General features: G+C 68.9%; 19 protein-coding genes. 10 read left to right on the top strand and 9 right to left on the bottom strand.

Annotated features, from left to right (window positions below; all coding sequences use genetic code 11):
- Nucleotides 1–237 precede the first annotated feature (237 nt).
- Nucleotides 238–1,302, top strand: coding sequence for an ABC transporter substrate-binding protein (locus tag LWW96_RS03950; protein ID WP_291484377.1), 1,065 nt, complete (start codon nucleotides 238–240; stop codon nucleotides 1,300–1,302).
- 122 nt (nucleotides 1,303–1,424) lie between these two features.
- On the opposite strand, the gene LWW96_RS03945 is transcribed toward LWW96_RS03950, so the two are convergent.
- Both LWW96_RS03945 and LWW96_RS03940 read right to left on the bottom strand, forming a co-directional pair.
- Entirely contained in the window at nucleotides 1,425–1,613 is a 189-nt protein-coding gene (locus tag LWW96_RS03945) for a hypothetical protein (RefSeq protein WP_291484369.1), read from the bottom strand.
- A gap of 140 nt (nucleotides 1,614–1,753) precedes the next feature.
- A complete protein-coding gene (locus tag LWW96_RS03940; RefSeq protein WP_291484368.1) occupies nucleotides 1,754–3,412 on the bottom strand; it encodes an MFS transporter in 1,659 nt (552 codons plus the stop codon).
- Nucleotides 3,413–3,847: 435 nt separating this feature from the next.
- Here LWW96_RS03940 and LWW96_RS03935 point away from each other — a divergent pair, with 435 nt between their 5' ends.
- The 4 genes from LWW96_RS03935 to LWW96_RS03920 all read left to right on the top strand — a co-directional run bounded on the left by LWW96_RS03935 (nucleotide 3,848) and on the right by LWW96_RS03920 (nucleotide 9,713).
- Nucleotides 3,848–4,156: a DUF485 domain-containing protein gene (locus LWW96_RS03935; RefSeq protein ID WP_291484367.1), complete on the top strand. Its 309-nt coding sequence runs from the start codon at nucleotides 3,848–3,850 to the stop codon at nucleotides 4,154–4,156.
- Nucleotides 4,153–5,895: a cation acetate symporter gene (locus tag LWW96_RS03930; protein WP_291484366.1), complete on the top strand. Its 1,743-nt coding sequence runs from the start codon at nucleotides 4,153–4,155 to the stop codon at nucleotides 5,893–5,895. The genes LWW96_RS03935 and LWW96_RS03930 overlap by 4 nt, the downstream gene beginning before the upstream one ends.
- Before the next feature lie 177 nt (nucleotides 5,896–6,072).
- A complete protein-coding gene (locus tag LWW96_RS03925) occupies nucleotides 6,073–7,002 on the top strand; it encodes a histone deacetylase family protein (protein WP_291484365.1) in 930 nt (309 codons plus the stop codon).
- Between the two features lie 26 nt (nucleotides 7,003–7,028).
- A complete protein-coding gene (locus tag LWW96_RS03920; RefSeq protein ID WP_291484364.1) occupies nucleotides 7,029–9,713 on the top strand; it encodes a bifunctional acetate--CoA ligase family protein/GNAT family N-acetyltransferase in 2,685 nt (894 codons plus the stop codon).
- A 200-nt stretch (nucleotides 9,714–9,913) separates the two neighbouring features.
- Here the strand turns inward: LWW96_RS03920 and LWW96_RS03915 are convergent, their stop codons facing one another.
- From LWW96_RS03915 to LWW96_RS03895, 5 genes are all read right to left on the bottom strand, one after another.
- Nucleotides 9,914–10,561: a 3'-5' exonuclease gene (locus LWW96_RS03915; RefSeq protein ID WP_291484363.1), complete on the bottom strand. Its 648-nt coding sequence runs from the start codon at nucleotides 10,559–10,561 to the stop codon at nucleotides 9,914–9,916.
- Nucleotides 10,561–12,387 carry a DUF294 nucleotidyltransferase-like domain-containing protein gene (locus LWW96_RS03910; protein WP_291484362.1) on the bottom strand — a complete coding sequence of 609 codons (1,827 nt, stop codon included), beginning with the start codon at nucleotides 12,385–12,387 and terminating at the stop codon, nucleotides 10,561–10,563. Before LWW96_RS03910 ends, LWW96_RS03915 begins: the two co-directional genes overlap by 1 nt.
- Before the next feature lie 97 nt (nucleotides 12,388–12,484).
- Entirely contained in the window at nucleotides 12,485–13,141 is a 657-nt protein-coding gene (locus tag LWW96_RS03905; RefSeq protein WP_291484361.1) for a 2-hydroxychromene-2-carboxylate isomerase, read from the bottom strand.
- Nucleotides 13,138–13,392, bottom strand: a complete 255-nt coding sequence (locus tag LWW96_RS03900; protein ID WP_291484376.1) for a DUF1289 domain-containing protein — start codon at nucleotides 13,390–13,392, stop codon at nucleotides 13,138–13,140. Before LWW96_RS03900 ends, LWW96_RS03905 begins: the two co-directional genes overlap by 4 nt.
- Before the next feature lie 38 nt (nucleotides 13,393–13,430).
- On the bottom strand, nucleotides 13,431–13,970 hold the full coding sequence (locus LWW96_RS03895) for a YbaK/EbsC family protein (RefSeq protein ID WP_291484360.1): 540 nt from the start codon (nucleotides 13,968–13,970) through the stop codon (nucleotides 13,431–13,433).
- A 176-nt stretch (nucleotides 13,971–14,146) separates the two neighbouring features.
- On the opposite strand from LWW96_RS03895, the gene LWW96_RS03890 reads away from it, so the two are divergent.
- Genes LWW96_RS03890 through LWW96_RS03880 form a run of 3 tightly spaced genes read left to right on the top strand, consistent with a single transcriptional unit; the run spans nucleotide 14,147 to nucleotide 20,154 of the window.
- Nucleotides 14,147–15,487, top strand: a complete 1,341-nt coding sequence (locus LWW96_RS03890; protein WP_291484359.1) for an efflux RND transporter periplasmic adaptor subunit — start codon at nucleotides 14,147–14,149, stop codon at nucleotides 15,485–15,487.
- Between the two features lie 18 nt (nucleotides 15,488–15,505).
- The gene (locus LWW96_RS03885) at nucleotides 15,506–18,694 is read left to right on the top strand and encodes an efflux RND transporter permease subunit (protein WP_291484358.1); all 3,189 of its coding nucleotides are present in this window, start codon (nucleotides 15,506–15,508) and stop codon (nucleotides 18,692–18,694) included.
- Nucleotides 18,691–20,154, top strand: a complete 1,464-nt coding sequence (locus tag LWW96_RS03880) for an efflux transporter outer membrane subunit (protein WP_291484357.1) — start codon at nucleotides 18,691–18,693, stop codon at nucleotides 20,152–20,154. Before LWW96_RS03885 ends, LWW96_RS03880 begins: the two co-directional genes overlap by 4 nt.
- A 27-nt stretch (nucleotides 20,155–20,181) precedes the next feature.
- On the opposite strand, the gene LWW96_RS03875 is transcribed toward LWW96_RS03880, so the two are convergent.
- Both LWW96_RS03875 and LWW96_RS03870 read right to left on the bottom strand, forming a co-directional pair.
- Nucleotides 20,182–21,090, bottom strand: a complete 909-nt coding sequence (locus tag LWW96_RS03875; protein WP_291484356.1) for a hydroxymethylglutaryl-CoA lyase — start codon at nucleotides 21,088–21,090, stop codon at nucleotides 20,182–20,184.
- Between the two features lie 100 nt (nucleotides 21,091–21,190).
- Nucleotides 21,191–22,108 (bottom strand): LysR family transcriptional regulator, encoded by a 918-nt coding sequence (locus LWW96_RS03870; protein ID WP_291484355.1) that lies wholly within the window; start codon nucleotides 22,106–22,108, stop codon nucleotides 21,191–21,193.
- A gap of 98 nt (nucleotides 22,109–22,206) precedes the next feature.
- On the opposite strand from LWW96_RS03870, the gene LWW96_RS03865 reads away from it, so the two are divergent.
- Nucleotides 22,207–23,190 (top strand): 3-hydroxyacyl-CoA dehydrogenase NAD-binding domain-containing protein, encoded by a 984-nt coding sequence (locus LWW96_RS03865; protein WP_291484354.1) that lies wholly within the window; start codon nucleotides 22,207–22,209, stop codon nucleotides 23,188–23,190.
- Complete coding sequence (locus LWW96_RS03860; protein ID WP_291484353.1) at nucleotides 23,187–24,044, top strand: 3-keto-5-aminohexanoate cleavage protein; 858 nt, start codon at nucleotides 23,187–23,189, stop codon at nucleotides 24,042–24,044. The genes LWW96_RS03865 and LWW96_RS03860 overlap by 4 nt, the downstream gene beginning before the upstream one ends.
- Nucleotides 24,045–24,096 lie beyond the last annotated feature (52 nt).

Genomic DNA, 24,096 nt, shown 5'->3' with positions numbered 1-24,096 from the left:
GCCGAACATTCTAGGAACGCCCTGCTGACAGCCGCTGTCAGCAGGAGTTTGACCCCACAGCGTGCTGCGGCACCCCGTCCGGTAGCGGACACGACCGGATTGATGCAGCGCAAGCCGCGTGATAGCGTCGCGGGCTTTCCAGTCGCTAGACTGGGGGAAACCACCACGAGGAGATTTCGCATGAAGAAGAAAAAGGCATGGTCCGCCCTGTGCGCGGGCATCATCCTGGCTTGGGGGATGGGTTCGGCCCAGGCCCAGCTGCTCATCGGGCAGACGGCCGGGTTCTCGGGCCAGGTGGCCTCCGGGGTGCAGGAAACCTCGGACGGCGCCAAGCTCTACATTGACATGGTCAATGCCAAAGGCGGCGTCAACGGCCAGAAGATCGAGGTGATTTCCCTGGACGACAAGTTCGACCCCAAGACCGCCGCCGAGAACGCCCGCCAGCTCATTGAGGAGAAGAACGTGCTGGCCATGTTCCTCACCCGGGGCACGCCCCACACCGAGGGCATCATCCCGCTGCTGGACAAGCATGGCGTGGCGCTGGTGGCCCCCTCCACCGGGGCCATGGTGCTGCACCAGCCGGTGCGCAAGAACATCTTCAACGTCCGCGCCACCTACCAGCGCGAAGCCGAAAAGGCCATGACCCACCTGGCCTCCATGGGCATCAGCCGCGTGGCCGTTTTCTATTCGGACGACAGCTTTGGCGCAGATGGCGTGCTGGGGGCGCAAAAGGGCCTGGCCGCCGCCAAGCTGCAGCCCGTGGTGCTGGAGAAATTCGACCGCGCCAAGCCCGATTTCGCGCCCCTGGCCGCCAAGGCCGCCAAGGCGGATGCCCAGGCCGTGCTGATGATCGCCTCGGGCACCTCGGTGGTGGAAGGCGTGAATGCGCTGCGCACCGCGGGCTCTGCGGCCCAGATCGTGACGCTGTCGAACAATGCGTCCAGCGGCTTCATCAAGAGCCTGGGGGCGAATGCGCGCGGCGTGATCGTGACGCAGGTGTTCCCCAATGAGCGGGGCGCCAACTACCCCATGGTGAAGGAGGCCCAGGAGCTGGCCAAGGCCAAGGGCGCCGGCGAGGTGAGCCCGGCCATGCTGGAGGGCTTTGCCGCAGCCAAGGTGCTGGTGGAAGGCTTGCGCCGCGCCGGCCCCAAGCCGGACCGCGCCAAGATCCACGCGGCGCTGGAGAGCATCCGCAAGTTCGACATCGGGGGCCTGGAAGTCTCCTACAGCCCCGAGGACCACACCGGCCTCGACTTTGCCGACCTGTCCATCATCGGCACGGACGGGCGGTTCCGGCGCTGAGCCCGCGCCCGCATCACGGGAGGGCCTGAAGGGCCCTCCCCAACAAGAAAGCCCAGGGTGATGCCCTGGGCTTTCTTTTTTGGCCCGCGGACCGCCGGAGCGCCGCGCCACACATCAGTCCGTCACGGCGCGCTGGCCGCCGAGGCGGGCGCGGACGCGGCCTCCGCCGGCCCGCTCGCGGCGGGCTCGGGGGCATGCACCGCATCGGCGCCATGCTTTTCACCGCCCATGTCGGCCTTGTCGCCTGCCTTGATGATCACAAACATCGCCAGCGCGGCAAACGCGATGAAGCCAACAACAATCTTCCACATGGTCTCAATCTCCTTGGATGGGTTTGTTCGATCAAAGGGCCTGGCACCACCGCTGCGGCCCCTGCCGCCCGGCCCGCCAAGCCCCTTGATGGAACCCAGGGCCCGCCCTGCGGACGGGCCCTGCGCACCGGTGGGGTGGATCAGTCGTTGGCGTAGATGTCCACGTCCTTGGTCTCGCGGATGAACAGGCCGCCAATCACCACCGTGGCGCCGGCAATGATGATGGGGTACCACAGGCCGTTGTACATGTTGCCGGTCTGCGCCACGATGGCAAACGCCGTGGTGGGCAGCAGGCCGCCGAACCAGCCGTTGCCGATGTGGTACGGCAGGGACATGGAGGTGTAGCGGATGCGAGTGGGGAACATTTCCACCAGCATGGCGGCGATGGGGCCGTACACCATGGTCACCAGCAGCACCAGGTAGGTCAGGATCACGGTGACCATGACCTTGTCGATGCGGGCCGGATCGGCCTTGGTGGGGTAGCCGGCGGCCTTCAGGTCGTTGGCCACGAGCTTCTTGAACTCGGCATCCTTCTTCTTGGCTTCCTCGGCGCTCAGGCCCTTGCTGGAGTACGAGGGGATCGCCGTTTCGCCAATCTTGATGGTGGCCACCGTGCCCGCAGGGGCTGCAACGTTTTCATAGCTCACCGAAGCGCCGGCCAGCACCTGCTTGGCAATGTCGCACGAGCTGGTGAACTTGCTGGTGCCGGTGGGGTTGAACTGGAACGAGCATTCGTTCGGATCGGCCGTGATCACCACCTTGTTCTTGGCCTGGGCTTCGGCCAGCGCCGGGTTGGCCGCCTTGGTCAGCGCGCCGAACACGGGGAAGTACGTGAGCGCGGCCAGCAAGCAGCCCGCCAGGATGATGGGCTTGCGGCCGATCTTGTCCGACAGCGCGCCAAACACGATGAAGAAAGGCGTGCCGATCAGCAGCGAGACGGCCACGAAGATGTTGGCGGTGGCGCCATCGACCTTCAGGGCCTGCGTGAGGAAGAACAGCGCATAGAACTGGCCCGAATACCAGACCACGGCCTGGCCGGCCGTCAGGCCGATGAGCGCCAGGATCACGATCTTGAGGTTCTTCCACTGGCCGAACGATTCGGTCAGCGGCGCCTTGGAGGTCTTGCCCTCGGCCTTCATCTTCTGGAAGGCGGGCGATTCGTTCATCGACAGCCGGATCCAGACCGAGATGGCCAGCAGCAGGATGGACACGATGAACGGCACGCGCCAGCCCCAATCGGCAAACGCCTCTTCGCCCAGCACCGTGCGGGTGCCCAGGATCACCATCAGCGACAGGAACAGGCCCAGCGTGGCGGTGGTCTGGATCCAGGCCGTGTAGGCGCCGCGCTTGCCGTGCGGCGCGTGCTCGGCCACGTAGGTGGCTGCGCCGCCGTACTCGCCGCCCAGCGCCAGGCCCTGCAGCAGCCGCAGGGCAATGAGGATGACCGGGGCCGCCACGCCGATGGAGGCGTACGAGGGCAAGATCCCCACGATGAACGTGGACAGGCCCATGATCAGGATGGTCACCAGGAAGGTGTACTTGCGCCCGATCATGTCGCCCAGCCGGCCGAAGAAGATGGCGCCGAACGGCCGCACGATGAAGCCTGCGGCAAACGCGAGCAGCGCGAAGATGAATGCCGAACCGGCATCCAGCCCGCTGAAGAACTGCTTGGCGATGATGGCGGCGAGCGAGCCGTAGAGGTAGAAGTCGTACCACTCGAAAACGGTGCCGAGCGATGACGCGAAGATGACTTTCCTCTCTTCGGGCGTCATGGGCCGCGGTGCGGGATGGTTGGCCATGGTGCTTGTCTCCAGTGTTGTTGATCATTCCCGGCAGAGGAATCCGCCGGCTGAGCACACTGCGGTGCTGGGGCGGAATATCCGGCGGGCTTCTGACCAAAAACTGACACGAAAACTCAGCTATTGCGGCCCGCGCACCGCCGCTTTTTTTTGCTCAGGACAAACCCGGGGGCGTTTTTTCTTGATGCGGAAAAATCCCGCCACAGGCGCCGCCCGCGGCGCGGCAGCCGTCGTTTTCCCAGGGTTAACACCGAGCGAATTCCCTAGGGAAATCCAGCACAGGACAAACCCTGACCGGTTCATGTTGCACTGCCGTAAGAAGGCGGTCAGCGCGCATTTCCAGAATCGGCCCCGTCAGAGCCTGTGAACAGGTTCTCAGTGCACTACCCCGGCCGGGCTCGCGCAGACGCATTCCGATCACACAAGGAGACCACCATGACGGATCCCGTGGCAACACGCATCCAGAGCCATCCGCGCTACCTCGAACTCCGGCAGGAACGCAACCGCTTCGGCTGGACGCTCACCGCGCTGATGCTGTTCGTCTACTACGGCTACATCGCGCTCATCGCGTTCAACAAGCCGTTCCTGGCCCAGCCCATCGGCGGCGGGGTCACCACCCTGGGCATCCCCCTGGGCCTGTTCGTGATCCTGTTCACCATCGTGATCACCGGCATCTACGTGCGCCGCGCCAACAGCCGCTACGACGCACTCACCCAAGACATCCTGCGGGACGCCCAGAAATGAACTTCCAACACCTTGCAAGCCGCGCCCGCTGGGGCCTCGCGGCAGCCCTCTGCTGCGCGGCCGCCTCGGCCTACGCCGCTGGCGGCGACGTCGGCCAGGCCGCCAAGCAGGCCACCAACTGGACCGCCATCACCATGTTCGCCATCTTCGTGGCGGGCACCTTGTGGATCACCAAATGGGCCGCCGCCAAGACACGTTCGGCTGCGGACTTCTACACCGCCGGCGGCGGCATCACGGGCTTCCAGAACGGCCTGGCGATCGCGGGCGACTACATGTCGGCGGCCTCGTTCCTGGGCATCTCGGCCGCGGTGATGGCCACGGGCTATGACGGGCTGATCTACTCCATCGGCTTCCTCGTGGGCTGGCCCATCATCACCTTCCTGATGGCCGAGCGCCTGCGCAACCTGGGCAAGTTCACCTTTGCCGACGTGGCCGGCTACCGTTTCAAGCAAGGCCCCATCCGCGCCTTTGCGGCCAGCGGCACGCTGGTGGTGGTGGCCTTCTACCTGATCGCCCAGATGGTGGGCGCGGGCCAGCTGATCAAGCTGCTGTTCGGCCTGGAGTACTGGATGGCCGTGGTCATCGTGGGCGTGCTCATGATGGTGTACGTGCTGTTCGGCGGCATGACGGCCACCACCTGGGTGCAGATCATCAAGGCCATCATGCTGCTGGCCGGCGTGAGCTTCATGGCCTTCATGGTGCTGGCCAAGTTCGGCTTCAGCCCCGAGGCCCTGTTTGCCGAAGGCGTGAAGGTCAAGACCGCCATCGCCAGCAACGCGGGCAAGGACCCGGCCGCCGCCGCCAAGGAGGGCCTATCGCTGATGGGCCCGGGCGGCTTCATCAAGGACCCGATCTCCGCCATCTCCTTCGGCATGGCGCTGATGTTCGGCACGGCCGGCCTGCCCCACATCCTCATGCGCTTCTTCACGGTGCCCGATGCCAAGGAAGCCCGCAAGTCCGTGCTGTGGGCCACCACCTGGATCGGCTACTTCTACGTGCTGATCTTCATCATCGGCTTTGGCGCCACCACGCTGGTGCTGACCAACCCCGAGATGGCCGACGTGGCCAAGGGCGTGATCAAGGGCGGCGCGGGCACGGCCAACATGGCCGCCGTGCTGGTGGCCAAGACGGTGGGCGGCGACGTGTTCTACGGCTTCATCTCGGCCGTGGCGTTTGCCACCATCCTGGCCGTGGTCGCGGGCCTGACGCTGTCGGGCGCCTCGGCCGTGTCGCACGACCTGTACGCCACCGTGCTCAAAAAGGGCAAGGCCGACAGCGCCTCCGAGCTGAAGGTCTCGCGCATGACCACCATCGCCCTGGGCGTGATCGCCGTGCTGCTGGGCATTGCCTTCGAGAAGCAGAACATCGCGTTCATGGTGTCGCTGGCCTTCGCGATTGCAGCCTCGGCCAACTTCCCGGTGCTGTTCCTGTCCGTGCTGTGGAAGGACTGCACCACCAAGGGCGCCGTGATCGGCGGCTTCCTGGGCCTGATCTCGTCGGTCGGCCTCACCGTGGTGTCGCCTTCGGTGTGGGAAGCCACGCTGGGCAACCCCAAGGGCTCGGCCTGGTTCCCCTACTCCTCGCCCGCGCTGTTCTCCATGGCCATCGGCTTCATCGGCGTGTGGCTGTTCTCGGTGCTCGACAAGAGCGCCCAGGCAGCCAAGGAGCGTGAAGCCTTCCCCGCGCAGCAGGTGCGCTCGGAAACCGGCCTGGGCGCTGCCGGCGCGTCGGGGCACTGAGCCCCGCCGCCCGCACCGCGTGCTCCCTGCGGGCACGCACCGCCAACCCGCCGGGCCTTGCGCCCGGCTTTTTTTTGCCCGGGTCCCTGTTGACCCATATCAAGACCCTCGCGCCGCCCCCGCCTACAGTGGAGTCCATTGCAGGCCCCTGGCGGCCCCTCACCCCGGACCACCGCCATGCTGTCTGCCTACATATCCCACCCGGACTGCCTCAAGCACGACATGGGCCCCGGCCACCCAGAGTGCCCCGAACGCCTTCACGCCATCGCCGACATGCTGCTCAGCAAGGGATACAGCGACTTCATGGTGCCGTACGACGCTCCGCTGGCCAGCGTGGAGCAGCTGACGCGCGCGCACTCGGTGCTGTACGTGAACGAACTGCTGGACCGCGCGCCCACCGAGGGCTACGAGCGCCTGGACCCGGACACCTTGATGAACCCGTACACCGTGCCCGCCGCGCTGCGCTCGGCCGGGGCAGCCGTGCTGGCCACTGACCTGGTCCTGCGCGGCGAGGTGGCCACGGCGTTCTGCAACATCCGCCCGCCAGGCCACCATGCCGAACGCGGCGCTTGCATGGGCTTTTGCTTTTTCAACAACGTGGCCGTGGGCATCCGCCACGCGCTGGACGTGCACGGCCTGGAACGGGTGGCGCTGATCGACTTCGACGTGCACCACGGCAATGGCAGCGCCGACATCCTGGCCGGCGACGAGCGGGTGCTGATGTGCTCCATCTTTGAAAAAGGCCTGTACCCTCTGGGCAAGGACGAACAGCCCGGCGGCAGCAATATGGTGCACGTGGGCATGGACAGCCGCACCGGCAGCGCCGAGTTCCGCTCGCTGGTGGACGCCGCCTGGATGCCCGCGCTCGAAGCCTTCCGGCCGCAGCTGGTCTACATTTCCGCCGGGTTCGATGCCCACCGCGAGGACGACATGGGCAACCTGGGCCTGGTGGACGCTGACTATGAATGGGTCACGCAGCGCCTGCTGGACCTGGCCCGCCGGCATGCGCAGGGCCGCATCGTGTCCTGCCTGGAAGGCGGCTATGTGATGAACCCCTTGGCGCGCAGCGCCGCCGCCCATGTCAAAGTGCTGATCGGGGCGGACTGACGGACAGACACCTTCTGAGAACCACCATGGACAAGCATTTCCTCCAACCTCTGTTCAACCCCGCTTCCATCGTCGTGTTCGCGGGTGGCCTGGACCCCGACGCGCTGGAGCCCGGCCTGGCGCGCACCCTGGCCGACCAGCTGCGCGGCTGCGGGTACACGGGCGAGTTGCGCTTTGTCGACATCCGCATGAGCGGCACGCTGGCCGACCTGGCCCGCTCGCGCGCGGAGCTGGCGGTGATCGCGCTGCCCACGGTGGACGAGATGGACAGCGCGCTGGAAGTGGCCGGCCGCATCCGCTGCCGTGCGGCGCTGGTGGTCTCCTCGGGCCTGAACGCGCAGGACGCGGCCCGGCTGCACGCGACCGCCCAGCGGCACCAGTTGCACCTGCTGGGGCCCAACTGCAACGGCTTTCAGCGGCCGCACCACCATCTGAATGCCAGCGTCATCGGGGCGCTGGCCAAGCCCGGGCCGCTGGGGCTGCTGTCGCAATCCGGCGCGCTCACGGCGTCCACGCTGGACTGGGCGCAGCGCAGCGGCGTGGGGTTCTCGGCCGTGGTGTCCCTGGGGCCCAACACGGCGCTGGACCTGGCGGACGCGCTCGACTTTCTGGCGGCGGACCCGCACACGCACAGCATCGTGATCTACATGGAGGGCATCCGCAATGCGCGCCGCTTCATGAGCGCACTGCGCGCCGCGGCCAGTGCCAAGCCGGTGATCGTGCTCAAGGCCGGCCGCAAGCCCGCGGGCAACGAGGCGGCGCTCACGCATTCGGGCGCCATCGTGGGCAGCGACGATGTGTTCGACGCCGCCCTGCGCCGTGCGGGCGCGGTGCGCGTGCGCACGTTCTCGCAGCTGTTCTCGGCCGTGCGCTGCCTGGCCTCGCGCTACCAGCCCTCGGGCCGGCACCTGGCCGTCATCACCAACGGCGGCGGGCCCGGCGTGCTGGCGGCCGACTGGGCCAATGAACTGCGGCTGCAGCTGGGCAAGCTGGACCACGCCACGGCCACCGCGCTGGCGCCCCGGCTGTCGCCGCAGGCCTCGCTCAAGGACCTGATCGACCTGTCGGAAGACGCCACGCCCGAGCATTTCACCGCCGCCATCGAGGCGGCCAGCGCCACGCGCGGCATCGACGGCATCCTGGTCATCTACTCGCCCAAGCTGGGCTCGGACCCCACCCGCGTGGCCCAGGCGCTGGTGCAGACGCAGCTGTCGGTCAGCAAGCCGCTGTTCACCTGCTGGATGGGCGACTCCACCGTGAACGAGGCGCGGGCCGTGCTCAACGCCGCCTCCATCCCCACGTTCCGCACGCCCGAAGCGGGTGTGGACGCGTTCTCCAACATCGCCAACCACCACGAGAACCAGCTGCTGCTGCAGCAGACGCCGCCCCCGCTGGCGCACGACCTGGCCAAGCCCGACGTGGAGGGCGCGCGCCTGCTCATCGAGAGCGTGCTGGCCGAGCGCCGCTATGTGCTCACCGAGCTGGAATCCAAGGCGCTGCTGGCGGCGTTCCACATCCCCGTCACCAAGACCATCCTGGCGCGCAACGCGCACGAGGCCATGATGATCGCCACCCAGCTGGGCTACCCCGCCGCGCTCAAGATCGACTCGCCGGACATCTCGCACAAGTCCGACGTGCAGGGCGTGGCGCTGAACCTGCCCAACGCCACGCAGGTGCGCGACACCTACAACGACATGGTCAAGCGCGTGGCGCAGCTGCGGCCGGACGCGCACATCAACGGCGTGACGGTGCAGAACATGTCCGCGCAGCGGCGCGGGCGCGAGCTGTACATCGGCCTGGTGACCGACGATCTGTTCGGCCCGGTGATCACGTTCGGCGCGGGCGGCACGATGATCGAGCTGATCGGCGACCGCAGCATGGAGATGCCGCCGCTCAACCAGTTCCTGGCGCGCGGCCTGGTGCAGCGCGCCCGCGTGGCCGCCACGCTGGGCGAGTGGCGCGGCGCGCCGCCCGTGGACATGGCGGCGCTGGAACACGTGCTGCTGCGCGTGTCCGAAATGGTGTGCGAGCTGCCCCAGCTGCGCGAGATGGACATCAACCCCATCATCCTGGACGAATCCGGCGCGCTGGCGGTGGATGCGCGCATCGTGGTGCAGCCCACGTCCGCGCACGGGCAGCACTACGGGCACCTGGCCATCCTGCCCTACCCCTCGCACTTCGAGCAGGAATGGCCCATGCGCGGCGGCGGCCTCTACACCGTGCGCCCCGTGCGGCCGGACGATGCCTCGATGCTGCAGGCGCTGGTCAAGGGCCTGTCGTCCGAGAGCCGCTACTTCCGGTTTGCCTCGTCCATGCCCGAGCTGCCCTCGCGCATGCTGGCGCGCTTCACGCTCATCGACTACGACCGCGAGATGGCCCTGGTGGCCGTGCACCGCGAACGCAAGCTGGGGGCCGACGGCGAGTTCATCGACACGGAGCGCATCATCGGCGTGTCGCGCTACGTGACCAATCCGGACCTCAAGACCTGCGAGTTCTCGCTGCTGGTGGCCGACGAGTTCGCGGGCCAGGGCCTGGGCTCGCGGCTCATGGCGGCCATCACCGAGTTCGCCCGCAACAAGGGGCTGGCGCAGATCGAGGGGCTGGTGCTGGCCCACAACAGCAACATGCTCAAGCTCATGCGCCACCTGGGCTTCCAGATCAAGCATTTTGAGGAAGACCCGGACTTCAAGCTGGCGGTGAAGGTGCTGTGAGCGGGGCTGGGCCGTTCGCCCTGAACTGGTCGAAGGGCTGCGGAGGCACCGTGCCCCGGCTTCGATGGGCTCAGCCCGAACGGGCGGGGTGTGCCAGGGGTGACTGATTCATAGAGAAATCAGCCTCCAGCGCTTGATGAATAAGCGCAAGCAGCTACCATTTCAATAGCAGCCAAAGGCACCCAGGCTGCCGCCCGGCGTCACGCCCCACCCAGCAGCCGCCGCAGCTTGATGAACGCCAGCGCCGCCGTCACGGCATCATTCACCGCGTCGTGCGCGTCGCGCGCGGGCAGGCCCAGCTCGCGCACCAGAGTGGCCAGGCGCAGGTCGATGTCGGCATTGGCGTGCTGCTGGTAGGGCGGCAGCTGGCGGAAGCGGTAGTCGTAGTACAGCGCCGAGACCTCGATGCACGGCTGCGGCAGGCCGATGCCCAGCCAGGGCCGCACGGCGCGGTTGAGCATGGCCACGTCGAACTCCAGGTAGTAGCCCACCAGCGGCCGCCCGCCAATGAAGTGCAGCAGCTGGGGCAGCAGCTCCGGCAGCGGCCGGGCCTGCGCCACGTCCTGCTCGCGCAGGCGGTGGATGCGCACGCTCTGGGCCGACACCGGGCCGGCGGGCCGCACCAGCAGCTCCAGCCGCTCGCTGGCCACGATGCGCTGGCCGCACACGCGCACGGCGCCAATGGAGACCACCTCGTCCGTGCGCACATCGAGCCCCGTGGTTTCGCAGTCGATGGCCACCCACTCGTCGGGCGGGCCGGGCTCCAGCACAAACGCGTAGTCGGGCCGGCGCAGGCGGTGCTGCAGCCAGCGGCGGCGCGCGGCGGACCAGGGGCTGTGCAGCGCCATCAGAGCACCCCCAGGTGAAAGCGCGTGCGCAGCATCTGCTGAAAGCGCTTGACTACGCCCAGCGCGTCCTTGAGCAGGTCGCGGTCCAGGCTGCCCAGCTGGTCGGGCGCCACCGTGCCGGAGATGGGGCGCTGCTGTTCGCGCTCGGCCAGGCCGGCCTTCAGCCGCAGGGCCATCAGCACCTGCAGGGCCTCAGCCAGGTCTTCACCCTCGCCAGGGCTCAAGGCGCCCAGGGCCACCAGCGCCTCGATGCGGTCGGTGGTGGCGGTGGCGGTCACCCGGTGCGCCAGCGCCAGGCTGCGCACGCCATGCACCAGCGGGAACAGCCCTTCCTTCTTGATGTGCCAGGGCTCGGGTGCGGCACCGGGGGTGAGCAAGCGGCTCCACCAGCTGGGGCCGGCGTGGCCGAAGGCGTCGATGGCAGCGGCAAAGCGGCTCTGCAGCCCTTCATGGTCCGTGGCCAGCGCGAGCAGGCTGGCCCGCGCCGCGTCCAGCAGCGCGGCGTCGCCCGCCACGGCGTGCGCGTCCAGGAAGATCGCCAGGTGCATCAGCGCCTCGCCCTCGGGCCGCCACACCCAGTCCTGCAGCTGGCGCGCCCATTCGCTGCTGCTGCGCCGCCACAGGGGCTGGCTGAGCATGATGCCGCCGGGGCACGGCGGGTAGCCGAAGCGGCCCAGCGCCTGCGAGAAGCGGTCGCAGAGGTCCGCCAGGTCGGGCGGCGGCGTGTAGCCGTCGCGCAGGATGAGGCCGTTGTCCTGGTCGGTCTTGAGCAGCTGCTCGCCCCGCCCCTCGCTGCCCATCACGAACAGGCAGCTGTTCGCCACCAGCTCCGGCGGCGCAATCAGCTGCCAGGCCCGCAGGAACAGGCGCGCGTTGAGCTGCTGCACCAGGTGCGCCACCAGCCCCACGCGCGTGCCGCTGCGAAACAGCACCGACACCACGCGGTCGATCTGCGCCGCGGCGTCGGCCAGCGCGTCCAGCGAGCTGGCGTTGTCGATCTGCAGCGCCACCAGGTGCGAGGGATTGGACACATAGCTCAGCAAATCCAGCGACTCCAGCATGCCCAGCGTGCGCTCGCCGTCCACCACCACCAGGCGGTGGATGCGGTGGCGCAGCATCAGCGCCATGGCGTCGCCCACCGCGTCGCCCGCGCGCACCTCCACCACCGGGAAGCGCGCCCACTCGCCCACGGGCATCTGGTCCAGGGGCCGGCCCGACAGGATGGCGCGCTCCAGCAGCGTGCGGCTGAAGATGCCGCGGCGCGGCGGCGTGGCGGCGTCGTCGCGCACCAGCACGCTGGCCGTGCGCTCGGCGTGCATGCGGCGCACGGCACTGAGCACGTCCAGCGTGGCGGGCACCTCATGCACCGGCCGCAGGAAGGCGTCGCCCACGCGCGACAGGCTGAGCGAGGGCAGGTCGCGCGGGTGCTGGCGCTGCGCCAGCACGCTGAGCTTGTGGCCCAGGTCAGAAAACAGCAGCGCGCCGAACGTGGCGTTGCGCGCGATCAGCTCCAGCACCGTGGCGCGGGCCAGCTCGTAGGTGATGACTTCCTCGGTGGCCACAAAGCGGCTGCTGGCGCGGCCGGCCACGAGGCTGCGGCCGTCAAAGCTGTCCTCGGGGCCGTAGGTGACCACCGTGTCGCCCTGGTCCTCCTGCGCCACATGGCCCTTGACGATGACAAACAGGTGCGTGGGGGCGGCGCCGCGCTCCAGCAGCACCTGCCCGGGCGCGTAGTAGCCGATGTCGACGTGGTCGCGCACCATGCGCTGCTCTTCGGCCTCCAGGCAGTCGAACGGCGAATGGGCAAAGGAAAAGGCGTTGGGCATGCAGACCTCGCTCGCTGCCGGGCAGCGTTGAAGCCATTGCACCACCGGCCCCTTGCGGGACGCTTGCAGCGCCTGCCCACCAAGGCGCCGGCCCGGCTCAGCGCGTGGCGGGCGGCAGCCCCGACGGGGTGCGCGGCGCCACGTCCCAGTCGGGCCCATCGAACCAGGCGTCGCCGTCGAGGTACGCGCGCAGCATGGGCAGGGCGTCCAGGCCCCAGAAGATCTTGCCATCCACCCCGAAGGCCGGCACGCCAAACACCCCGGCCGCCTGCGCCGCCTCGGTGTTGGCGCGCAGCAGGGCCTTGGGCTCGGCGCTGTTCACGTCCTGCCCGGGGCGGATCTGCTCGGCCAGCGCGGCCGACAGCGCGGCGAGCCGCGCGGGGTCCAGCGCGTCGTGCCCGCCCACCCACACATGGCGCAGCACCGTGCCCGCCACATAGCGGTTGATGCGGCCATCGTCACTGCAGGCCAGGGCCTGGCGCAGCAGCGGCAGCGGGTTGAACGGGTGGCGGGCGGGCATCTGCAGCGGCGTGCCCTGCGCATGGCCCAGCCAGCTCACGTGGCGGTAGGTCCAGTCGCGCTTGGGGGCAATGCCCGCCGGGCCGGGGTTGGCGTGCTGCTGCAGCAGCGCGCCCAGCAGCACCGGCCGGTATTCCACGTGGTAGCTCAAACCCGCCAGGGCTTCGGGCAGGCGCTCGAAAGCCAGCCAGGCGTAGGGCGAGACAAAGTCCAGGTAGAAGGTGATGTGCTTCATGCGTGCGGCTCCTTCGCGCCGCAGTCAGCGCCGGCCAGCGACGGCGGCACGGCCGCGCCGGCACGCTGCAGCAGCAGCACCCAGATGCCCCGCCGCCGGGCGCTGTCGGCGCCGGACCAGGCGCGGATCTCGTCGATGGTGCGAAAGCAGCCTTCGCAGCGGCTGCGGTCTTCCGTCATGCGGCACACCGAAATGCACGGCGACGGCACGACCTCGTCAGAATTCGGATCAAAATAGCCCGCATCGTCCATCAGGCGGGCGCGAGCAGCTATCGATTCAGTAGCATCACTCATGCGGCTGCCGCCCCGGTGGCTGCCGCGGCGTCGGGCACGGGCACCTGCACCACGTCCACCACGGGCGCGCCAGTCAGGCGCTGCAGGTCGCTCGGGTGCAGCGCAAACACGCCGTGCGGATGCCCGGCCGCCGCCCACACCACGTCAAAGCGCAGCAGGTCCTGGTCGATCAGCGTGACGGGCGGCGTGGCATGGGCCACGGGCGAGACGCCGCCAATGGAAAAGCCCGTGCGGCTCTTCACGAACTCCGCGTCGGCACGGCCGATCTTGCCGCCCACATGCGCTTCCACCTTTTTCTCGTCCACCCGCCGGTCGCCCGAGGTCACCACCAGCACGGCCGCGTCATCGCTCTTGCGGCGGAAGATGATGCTCTTGGCGATCTGCCCCACGGCAATGCCCAGCGCATCGGCCGCCTGCTGCGCGGTGCGCGCAGCGTCGTCCAGCATCTGCGGGCGGTGGGGGTGGCCCAGGGATTCCAGGGCCGCGGCCACGCGCTGCACGCCCTCGGGCAGGTTTTTCAGTTCGGCTCCACACATGCGGGTTGGTCTCCAGCGGCTGACAGGGAAGGATGGGGTAGCGGTTCTCCCCCTATTTTGCCGTGCGCTGCGCAACCCCGCCGCGGCATGCCAATATCGGGGGCTGCTTTACAAACAGGAAATGTGCGGCCCCCACAATGGGCCGTCCCCCTCCGAAACCCCACGCTCCCACACCCATGAACGATGCCGCGCTGTCCCCGCTGGGCCCGAGCCTGCCTGCGCCCACCCCTGCCTGCCCTGCTTTGCGCCGCGCTGCCCGCCCGGCCCTGGGGGCCTTGCCGTACCGGGGAGCGATGCTGGGGCTGCTGCTGATCGCCGGGGCCCTGGCGGGCTGCGGCAAGGCGGGCGAAGCGGCCCCACCGGCCAAGCCCGCGCCCGAGGTGGGCGTGGTCACGCTCCAGCCGCAAAGCCAGCAGCTCGAAGCCACCCTGCCCGGCCGCACCCGCGCCTCGCTCACGGCCGAAGTGCGGCCCCAGGTGTCGGGCATCCTGCAAAAGCGCCTGTTCACCGAAGGGATGCTGGTGCGCCAGGGCCAGCCGCTGTACCAAATCGACGACGCGTCGCTGCGGGCCACGGAGGCCAGCGCCCAGGCGGCCCTGGCCAAGGCCGAGGCCACCGCGCGCACCCAGGAGGCCACGGCCAGGCGCAATGCCGAGCTGGTGAAGATCGACGCCATCAGCCAGCAGGCGTTTGAAGAAAGCCAGGCCGCCGCCGCTCAGTCGCGCTCGGACGTGGCCGTGGCCCAGGCCAACCTGGCCACGGCGCGCATCAACCTCAAGTACAGCCGCATCGAGGCCCCGATCAGCGGCCGAATCAGCCTGTCCAACGTCACGCCGGGGGCGCTGGTCACGGCCAACCAGGCCGACGCGCTGACCTCCATCGTCCAGCTCGACCCGATGTACGTGGACTTCACCCAGTCCACCACCGAGCTGATGCAGTTGCAGCGCGACTGGGACGCCGGCCGCTTCCAGAAGGTCGAGGGCGACAAGATCCCCGTGCGCATCCGGCTGGACGACGGCAGCGAATACCCGCAGCGCGGCCAGCTGCAGTTTGCCGGCATGATCGTCAACGCCACCACCGGCACCGTCACGCTGCGGGCCGTGGTGCCCAACCCCAAGGGCACGCTGATGCCCGGCATGTACGTGCAGGCGCTGCTGCCCACGGGGCTCGCGCCCGAGGCTCTGCTGGTGCCCCAGCAGGCCGTGGCCCGCGATCTCACCGGCAAGCCCAGCGTGCTGGTGGTCAAGGAAGGCGACGTGGTGGAAAAGCGCCCCGTCGGCATCGACCGCGCGGTGGGCAACCAATGGCTGCTGCAAAGTGGACTGGCCGCGGGCGAACGCGTGGTTGTCGAAGGCTTCCAGCGCGTGAAGCCCGGCGACAAGGTCAAGCCGGTGGAGGTGGACCCGCGCGCACCCGCCAAGGGCGGCGGCAAGCCTTCGCCGGGGGCCGGCGCGCCGCCCGCCAGCGCATCCGCATCTGCTGCGGCCCCCGCGCCCGCCGCAGCCGCCTCGCGCTGACCACGAAGGACGCGGCACATGGCTCAGTTCTTCATCAACCGGCCCATCTTTGCCTGGGTCATCGCCATCATCATCATGCTGGGCGGCGCGCTGTCCATCGTCACGCTGCCGCTGGAGCAATACCCCAACATCGCTCCGCCGCGCGTGACCATCGGCTCGCAGTACACCGGCGCCTCGGCCGAGACGGTCGAGAACTCGGTGACGCAGATCATCGAGCAGCAGCTCAAGGGCATCGACAACATGCTCTACATGAGCTCGACCTCGGACGCCTCGGGCCGCTCGCGCACCACGCTGACCTTCGCGCCCGGCACCAACATCGACGTCGCGCAGGTGCAGGTGCAGAACAAGCTGCAGGCCGCCACCAACCGCCTGCCGGACGCCGTCAAGAGCCGGGGCGTGTTCGTGAACAAGGGCGGGCAGGACTTTTTGGTCACCTACAGCTTCTTCTCCAAGGACCCGTCGATGAGCGCCGTGGACATCGGCGACTTCCTGACCAGCAGCCTGGTGGACGTGATCGGCCGCATCGACGGCGTCGGTGACGTGACGGTGTTCGGCACCAACTACGCCATGCGCATCTGGATGGACCCGGCCAAGATGGAGAAGTACGCGCTGATGCCGTCGGACCTGGTCAATGCGCTCAACGCCCAGAACGCCCAGGTGTCCGCCGGCCAGCTGGGCGCCCTGCCGGCCGTGGCCGACCAGCAGCTCAACGCCACCATCACGGCCCGCACCAAGCTCAAGACCGTGGAGCAGTTCGAGCGCATCGTGCTCAAGTCGGCGCTCGACGGTTCGGTCGTCACCATCAAGGACGTGGCCCGGGTGGAGCTGGGCGCCGAGAACCTGACCGTGAAGGCCAAACTCAACGGCATGCCTGGCGCGGGCATGGGCATCGTGCTGGCCGACGGTGCCAACGCCATGCAGGTGGCCGACGCCATCGCCGCCAAGCTGGCCGAGCTCAAGCCCTACTTTCCCAACCAGATCGACTACTTCGTGAGCTCGGACTCCACGCCTTTCGTGCGCGCCTCCATCAAGGAAGTGGTCAGCGCGCTGGGCGAGGCCATGATCCTGGTGGTGATCGTGATGTTCGTGTTCCTGCAGAACTTCCGCGCCACCCTGATCCCTGCCATTGCCGTGCCGGTGGTGCTGCTGGGCACCTTCGGCGTGCTGTCGCTGGCGGGGTATTCCATCAACACGCTGACGATGTTCGCCATGGTGCTGGCCATCGGCCTGCTGGTGGACGATGCGATCGTGGTGGTCGAGAACGTCGAGCGGGTGATGCACGAGACCGGCCAGTCCGCCAAGGACGCCACCCGCCAGTCCATGCGCGAGATCACGCCCGCCCTGGTGGGCATCGGGGTCACGCTATCGGCGGTGTTCGTGCCCATGGCGTTCTTCGGCGGCTCCACCGGCGTGATCTACCGGCAGTTCTCCATCACCATCGTGGCGGCCATGGCGCTGTCGGTGTTCGTGGCGCTGACGCTCACCCCCGCGCTGTGCGCCACGCTGCTCAAGCCCGCAGCCGCAGCGGCCGGGCACGACCGGCCCATCCGCCGCGGCCTGCTGGGCCTGAACGACCGGTTCTTCCGCTGGTTCAACCACCACTTCGATGCCACGGCCTCGCGCTACCAGGGCACGGTGGCCTACACCCTGCGCCGCACCAAGCGCATGGCGCTGATCTTTCTGGCCGTGTGCGGCGTGGTGTGGCTGCTCATGGCGCGCCTGCCCACCTCGTTCCTGCCCGACGAAGACCAGGGCTTCCTGTATGTGAACGTGAACCTGCCCTCGGGCGCCGCCGATGCGCGGCTGCAGAGCGTGCTGGACCAGGTGCGCGAGTACTTCGCGCAGCAGCCCGATGTGCTGAGCTTCTACCAGGTCTCGGGCATCAACGGCGACCAGGCCTCGGCCCGCGGCTTTGTGCGCCTGAAACCCTGGGAAGACCGCCCGCTGCCCAACCAGGCGGCCGCGCAGATCGCCTACAAGGCCACGCGCGACCTGGCCTCCATCCGGGACGCGCGGGTGCTGGTCGTCATGCCGCCGGCCGTGCGGGGCCTAGGCTCCAGCTCGGGCTTCAACTTTGTGATCAAGGACATGAACGGCCTGGGCCACCAGGCGTTGCTGGCCGCCACCAACACCTTCCTGAGCGAAGCGCGCAAGCGGCCCGAGCTGACCAACCTGCGCATGACCAACCTGGAAGACGCCAGCGAGCTGCGCCTGGACATCGACGACCGCAAGGCCGCCGCGCTCGGGCTCTCGTACAACGACATCAACAGCGTGCTCTCCAGCGCCATCGGCGGCACGTACGTGAACGACTTTCTGAACAACGAACGGGTCAAGCGCGTGTACATCCAGGGCGACGCCCCGGCGCGCATGCTGCCGCAGGACGTGGCCCGCTGGAGCGTGCGCAACAGCAAGGGCGAGATGGTGCCGTTCGGCGCGTTCTCGTCCAGCTACTGGGCCTACGGCTCGCCGCAGCTGATGCGCTACAACGGCAACCCGGCCTACGAGCTGGAAGGCCGTGCCGCGCCGGGCGTGAGCTCGGGCGCGGCCATGAAGATCGCGGAAGACATCCTGCGCACCCTGCCCCCGGGCATCGGCTACGAATGGACGGGTGCCTCGCTGCAGGAACGCCAGTCGGGCGCGCAGGCCCCCATGCTGTACGCGATCTCGATCCTGTTCGTGTTCCTGTGCCTGGCCGCCCTGTACGAGAGCTGGACCGTGCCGCTGTCGGTGATCCTGGCCGTGCCGCTGGGCGTGGTGGGCGCGCTCGCCTCCACCTACACGCGCGGCCTGACCAACGATGTGTACTTCCAGGTGGGGCTGCTGACCACGGTGGGGCTGGCGTCGAAGAACGCGATCCTGATCGTCGAGTTCGCGGTGCAGCTGCAGGAGCAGGGCAAGAACCTGTTCGATGCCATCGTGGCCGCTGTGCGCCTGCGCCTGCGGCCCATCCTCATGACCTCGCTGGCCTTTGGCTTCGGGGTGATCCCACTGGCCATCGGCACCGGGGCGGGCGCGGGCGGCCGGGTGGCCATCGGCACCGCTGTGCTGGGGGGCATGCTGGCGTCCACGGTGCTGGGCATCTTCCTGGTGCCGGTGTTCTTCCTGCTCATCCGCCGCTGGTTCAAGAGCCGGTCGCGCAGCGGAGACGACGCGCCGCCACCCTCTGCCACGACCCCACCGCACCCCACTCAGGAGAGCGCAGCATGACGCGCCCACCCTTGTCGCAGGGCCGCCCGCACCGGCCCGCTGCCCTTGCCGCAGCCTGGGCCGCTGCCGCGCTGCTCGCGGGCTGCAACCTGGCCCCCGTCCACCAGGCGCCCGCCCTCCCCGTGCCGGATACCGTCGGCCCCCGGGGCGAGCAGTCCGCCGAGGCCACCGAGGCCGGCCTGCAGGCGGCCGCCGCGCTGGGCTGGGTGCAGGCCCCGCCGCTGCGCGATGTCATCGCACTGGCGCTGTCCAACAACCGCGACCTGCGCGTGGCTGTCGAGGCCATCGAGCGGGCCCGCGCCCAGTACGGCATCACCCGCGCCGACCTGTTGCCCAGCGTCACCGCGCAGGCGCAGGCCAACCGCGCACGCACGGCCGCCGGCATGAGCAGTGCCACGGCGCCCGCACAGGTGGCCACGCAATACACGGCCCAGCTGGGGTTTGCCAGCTACGAGATCGACTTCTGGGGCCGCGTGCGCAACCTCAACGAGGCGGCACTGCAGCAATTCCTGCAAAGCCAGCAAAACCGGCGCAACATCCAGACCGGCCTGGTGGCTGATGTGGCCAACGCCTGGCTCACCCTGGCCGCCGATGAGGCCCGGCTGCAACTGGCGCGCGACACCCTGGCCAGCCGCGAGAAGGCCTATGCCCTGACCGAACGCATCCACGCCATCGGATCGACCTCGGGGCTGGTGCTGGCCCAGGCGCAAACCACGGTAGACGCCGCACGCGGCGATGTGGCGACCTACCTGGCCCAGGTGGAGCGCGACCGCAACGCCCTGCAACTGCTGGTGGGCGGCCCGGTGCCTGCGGCCCTCGGGCCCACCGCCAGCACGCTGCGTGCAGACGCGCAGGCCCCGGCGGCGTTGCAGCCCGTGCCGGTGCCGCTGGCCTCCAGCGTGCTGCTCAACCGGCCCGATGTACAGGCCGCCGAGAACGCCCTGCGCGCCGCCGAGGCGAACATCGGCGCGGCGCGGGCAGCCCTGTTCCCCACCATCAGCCTCACGGCCAACGTGGGCACCGGCAGCCGCGAGCTGGACGGCCTGTTTGGCGCGGGCAGCGGCACCTGGAGCTTTGTGCCGCTGGTTCGCCTGCCCATCTTCGACGCCGGTCGCAACCGCGCCAACGTGCAGGTGGCCGAGGCCAACCAGCGCATCGCGGTGGCCCAGTACGAAAAGGCCGTGCAGACCGCCTTCCGCGAGACCGCCGATGTGCTGGCCGACCGTGCGCAATGGGACGAGCGCATCGCCGCGCAGACGCGGCTGGTGGCCTCCACCCAAAAGGCGTTCGATCTGTCGGAGGCGCGTTTCAAGGCCGGGGTGGACAACTACCTCACGGTGCTGGATGCGCAGCGCAGCCTGTATGCGGCGCAGCAGGCCCTGATCGGCCTGCGCCTGGCCGAGCAGGTCAACCGTGTGACGCTGTGGAAGGTGCTAGGCGGCACGCCGGACGCCGGTTGACGGCATCCGGGGGGCGTGAATCGGCGCTCAGCCCGCGCGCTTGGTCAGCAAGGCATTGGCTGCGCGCGAGTTGGGTTTGCGGTCCAGAAAACCGCTGATGTAGGCTCCCGCATCAATGAGCCGGTCCAGGTCGATGCCGGTTTCGATGCCCATGCCCTGCAGCATGTAGACCACGTCTTCGGTGGCCACGTTGCCGGTGGCGCCCTTGGCATAGGGGCACCCGCCCAGCCCGGCCACGGACGACTGGAAGTTCCACACCCCCAGTTCCAGCGCCGCCAGCGTGTTGGACAGCGCCTGGCCGTAGGTGTCATGGAAGTGTCCCGAGACCTCGTCAATGCCGAAGTGCTGCAAGGTCGCCTCGATGGCGCGCTGCACCTTGCGCGGCGTGCCCACGCCGATGGTGTCGGCCACGTCCACGCGCTGCACGCCAATGCCTTTGAGCAGGCCCGCCAGGTACGCCACGCGTTCGGGGGCGATGTCGCCTTCGTACGGGCAGCCCACGGTGCAGCTCATCGCGCCGCGCACGCGGATTCCTGCGGCCAATGCGGCCTGCACCACGGGTGCAAAGCGCTCAATGCTCTCGGCAATGCTGCAGTTGATGTTGCGCTGGCTGAACGCCTCGCTGGCGGAGCCGAACACCACGATCTCGTCCGGCTGGTCCAGCACGGCCGCCTCAAAGCCCTTGAGGTTGGGCGTGAGCACCGAATACGCCACGCCGCTCTGGCGGGTGATGCCACTCATCACCTCGTGGTTGTCGGCCATCTGCGGCACCCACTTGGGACTGACGTAGCTGGTGACCTCAATCTCTTGCAGGCCCGCCTGCTGCAGGCGGTGCACCAGCTCGATCTTGACGGCGGCGGGCACCGGGGTCTTTTCGTTCTGCAGGCCGTCGCGGGGGCCAACGTCGATGAGGCGGACGCGGGAGGGAATGCTCATGGGGCTACCAGGGAGTGAGATCAAGAGATGCCGCCATTGTCTCGCCAGCGCCGCCGCGGAGCCACCCCATATCGTGCCAGACCATTCGCCGGACGCGCCATCAGGCCCCTTGCCTGTCAGCGCCTTCCACCTCTTGCCGCAGCAAGGCCACCATGGCCTGCGCCGCCAGCGACAGCGGCCGCCCGCGCAGCGTGATCAGCCCGATGGGCCGGTGCAGCACGGGCGCCTTGAGCGCTCGCGTCACCACCTCGGGCCTGCGCACTACTTGAGCTGCCAGCTCGGGCAGCGCGCTCACCCCCAGCCCCGCCGCCACCATGGCCGCAATGGTGGCCAGGTGCTCCACCTCGTAGTGGGGTTCAAAGCGAATGCGGTGCGTCAGCAAGGCCTCTTGCGCGTACTGCCGCACGCTGGTGCCCGCGGGCATGGAGATGTGGGGCAGTTCGGCCACGTCGGCCCAGGCAATGGCGCCCCGCCCATGGGCCAGGGAGTGGGTGCGCGGCAGCAGCAGCACAAACCGGTCGGACACCAGCGGGGTGTAGTCCAGGTCCGCATAGGCGGGGTTGGCGGCCGTGAGGGCAAAGTCCACCCGCCCGGCGCGCACCATGTCAAACGCCGGGCCTGCCAGGCTGTCGATCAGCTCCATCTGCACGCCTGGGTGCTGCGCGGCAAACCGGGCAAACGCGCGCGGCACGGCCCCGGCGGCCAGCGACGGCAGCGCCGCCAGCGCCACGCGGCCCACCTGCAGTTGCGCCACCTCCTGCACGCGGCGCACGGTCTCCTCCATCTGGTGGCGCAGGAACCGCGCCTGCTCGGCAAACACCTCGCCCGCCAGCGTGAGCTGCACGGTGCGCGTGGTGCGCTCGAACAGGCGCACGTCCAGCATCTCCTCCAGCCGCGCCACCGTGCCCGACACCGCCGACTGCGACAAATGCATCTGCAAGGCCGTGCGCCGAAAGCTCAGCGTCTCGGCCAGCGACAGGAACACATCCACCTCGCGGGCAGACCAATTGATCTTCATAGCCGATCAGTCTATCGAAAAAGACGTCTGGACCGCGCAATGCAGGCTCCCTAGACTGCATTGCACGCAAGCACGCTCAGCAATCAACAGGAGACACGATGGACAACAGTTCGCCTCGCAACGCACGCACCGTGGTGGTGGGCGGAGGCACCATGGGGGCCGATGTGGCCGTGGTCCTGGCGCGCGGGGGCGCCCATGTCACGGTGGTGGACCCGCACAGCGAGCGCCGCAACCGGCTTCTGCCCCACATCGCCCAGGAGCTGGCCGCTGCAGGCCAGGCCACCCATGCAGGCCCGGTGCAGGTATGCGCGTCGCTGCAGGAGGTGGACTGGGCCAGCGTGGTGCTGGTGGTCGAATGCATCACCGAACAGCTGGCCGCCAAGCAGCAGCTGTTTGCCGAGCTGGAAGCCATCGCGCCCGCCAACGCCGTGCTGGCCAGCAACAGCTCGGGCTTTCCCATCAGCGCCATTGCCCAGGGGCTGGCCACGGCGCAGCGCATGCTGGGGCTGCACTTCTTCATGCCCGCCCACCTGGTGCCGCTGGTGGAGGTGGTGCTGGGCGAGCGCAGCGACGCGGCCCTGGGCACCTGGCTGCATGCCTTCATGCGCGGCTGCGGCAGCGTGCCGGTGCTGGTCAAGAAAGACAAGCCGGGCTTTCTGGCCAACCGCATGCAGCATGCGCTGTCGCGCGAGGCGTTTGCGCTCATCGACGAAGGCATTGCCTCGCCGGAGGACGTGGACGCCGCCGTGCGCTTTGGCTTTGGCTTTCGCTTTCTCGCGGCCGGGCCGGTGCTGCAGCGCGACCACGCGGGCATCGAGGTACACACCGCCGCCGCAGCCACCATGTACCCCACGCTGTCCAACACCGACGTGCCCGCCCAGGCCCTGCGCGACAAGGTGGCCCTGGGCCAGTTGGGCATGAAGACCGGCAAAGGCTTCTTTGACTGGCCCGAAGACCGCAAGCAGGCCGAGCGCGCGCGCTATGACACGCTGCTGCGCCAGGGCCTGGCCCTGCTGGCCAGCGAACTGCCCACCATCGAGCCCCCTACCGACGCATCCCCCCATAACCGAGATCGTTCATGACCGCATCGCCCGCATCACTTGCCATGGCCAGCCCGTGGGCCGACCCGCTGATCGTGACCGTCGCCCCCAACGGCGCGTACAAACAGCCCGCCGACCACCCGGCCGTGCCCATCACCCCTGCCACGCTGGCCACCACGGCCAAGGCCTGCCTGGATGCGGGCGCGGCCATGCTGCACATGCATATCCGCGATGCACAAGGCCGCCACAGCCTGGATGTGGAGGGCTACCGCGAGGCACAGCGCGCGGTGCGCCAGGCCGTGGGCGATGCCATGGTCATCCAGATCACCAGCGAAGCCGCCGCCGTGTACCAGGCCCCGGCGCAGATCGCCATGGTGGAGGCGTTGCAGCCCGAGGCCGTCTCCATCGGCCTGCGCGAGGTGGACAAGCCCGAGATCGGCGAAGCCGGGCTGCAGCGCTTCTTCACCGGCCTGGCCCAGCGCCGCACCATGGTGCAGGTCATCCTTTACGACGTGGCCGACCTGCGCCGCTGGCAGGCCTTGCGCGCCAGCGGCGTAGTGCCTGAGGCACCGTGGTTCCTGCTGTTCGTGCTGGGCCGCTACAGCGCGGGCCAGACCTCCAGCCCGCGCGACCTGCTGCCGTTTCTGAACGCCCACGACGGCAACGAGCCCTGGGCCGTGTGCGCCTTTGGGGCGGCCGAGAACGCCTGCGTGGCCGCCGCCGCCGTATTCGGCGGCCACGCCCGCGTGGGGTTTGAAAACAACCTGCTGTGCAAGGACGGCCGCGTGGCGCCCGACAACGCCGCACTGGTGCGCCAGGCGGTGGAAGCGGCACAGGCGCTAGGCCGCCCGCTGGCCACGGCCGCCGATATCCGGCAGCGCTTTGGCGCAGGCTGAAAAGCGCCCGCAACTCACCGACCACAACCCGCGCCAGACGGGCCTTATCCAT

The sequence above is a fragment of the Acidovorax sp. genome, from assembly GCF_021287135.1.
Classification (GTDB): domain Bacteria; phylum Pseudomonadota; class Gammaproteobacteria; order Burkholderiales; family Burkholderiaceae_C; genus Acidovorax.
This window is presented reverse-complemented; position numbering and strand designations above follow the sequence as displayed.

Excerpts from the sequence above, each read along its gene's own strand:
- LWW96_RS03950 (WP_291484377.1), top strand. The coding sequence starts at position 238 with ATGGGTTCGGCCCAGGCCCAGCTGCTCATCGGGCAGACGGCCGGGTTC.
- LWW96_RS03945 (WP_291484369.1), bottom strand. The coding sequence starts at position 1,613 with ATGTGGAAGATTGTTGTTGGCTTCATCGCGTTTGCCGCGCTGGCGATG.
- LWW96_RS03940 (WP_291484368.1), bottom strand. The coding sequence starts at position 3,412 with ATGGCCAACCATCCCGCACCGCGGCCCATGACGCCCGAAGAGAGGAAA.
- LWW96_RS03935 (WP_291484367.1), top strand. The coding sequence starts at position 3,848 with ATGACGGATCCCGTGGCAACACGCATCCAGAGCCATCCGCGCTACCTC.
- LWW96_RS03930 (WP_291484366.1), top strand. The coding sequence starts at position 4,153 with ATGAACTTCCAACACCTTGCAAGCCGCGCCCGCTGGGGCCTCGCGGCA.
- LWW96_RS03925 (WP_291484365.1), top strand. The coding sequence starts at position 6,073 with ATGCTGTCTGCCTACATATCCCACCCGGACTGCCTCAAGCACGACATG.
- LWW96_RS03920 (WP_291484364.1), top strand. The coding sequence starts at position 7,029 with ATGGACAAGCATTTCCTCCAACCTCTGTTCAACCCCGCTTCCATCGTC.
- LWW96_RS03915 (WP_291484363.1), bottom strand. The coding sequence starts at position 10,561 with ATGGCGCTGCACAGCCCCTGGTCCGCCGCGCGCCGCCGCTGGCTGCAG.
- LWW96_RS03910 (WP_291484362.1), bottom strand. The coding sequence starts at position 12,387 with ATGCCCAACGCCTTTTCCTTTGCCCATTCGCCGTTCGACTGCCTGGAG.
- LWW96_RS03905 (WP_291484361.1), bottom strand. The coding sequence starts at position 13,141 with ATGAAGCACATCACCTTCTACCTGGACTTTGTCTCGCCCTACGCCTGG.
- LWW96_RS03900 (WP_291484376.1), bottom strand. The coding sequence starts at position 13,392 with ATGGACGATGCGGGCTATTTTGATCCGAATTCTGACGAGGTCGTGCCG.
- LWW96_RS03895 (WP_291484360.1), bottom strand. The coding sequence starts at position 13,970 with ATGTGTGGAGCCGAACTGAAAAACCTGCCCGAGGGCGTGCAGCGCGTG.
- LWW96_RS03890 (WP_291484359.1), top strand. The coding sequence starts at position 14,147 with ATGAACGATGCCGCGCTGTCCCCGCTGGGCCCGAGCCTGCCTGCGCCC.
- LWW96_RS03885 (WP_291484358.1), top strand. The coding sequence starts at position 15,506 with ATGGCTCAGTTCTTCATCAACCGGCCCATCTTTGCCTGGGTCATCGCC.
- LWW96_RS03880 (WP_291484357.1), top strand. The coding sequence starts at position 18,691 with ATGACGCGCCCACCCTTGTCGCAGGGCCGCCCGCACCGGCCCGCTGCC.
- LWW96_RS03875 (WP_291484356.1), bottom strand. The coding sequence starts at position 21,090 with ATGAGCATTCCCTCCCGCGTCCGCCTCATCGACGTTGGCCCCCGCGAC.
- LWW96_RS03870 (WP_291484355.1), bottom strand. The coding sequence starts at position 22,108 with ATGAAGATCAATTGGTCTGCCCGCGAGGTGGATGTGTTCCTGTCGCTG.
- LWW96_RS03865 (WP_291484354.1), top strand. The coding sequence starts at position 22,207 with ATGGACAACAGTTCGCCTCGCAACGCACGCACCGTGGTGGTGGGCGGA.
- LWW96_RS03860 (WP_291484353.1), top strand. The coding sequence starts at position 23,187 with ATGACCGCATCGCCCGCATCACTTGCCATGGCCAGCCCGTGGGCCGAC.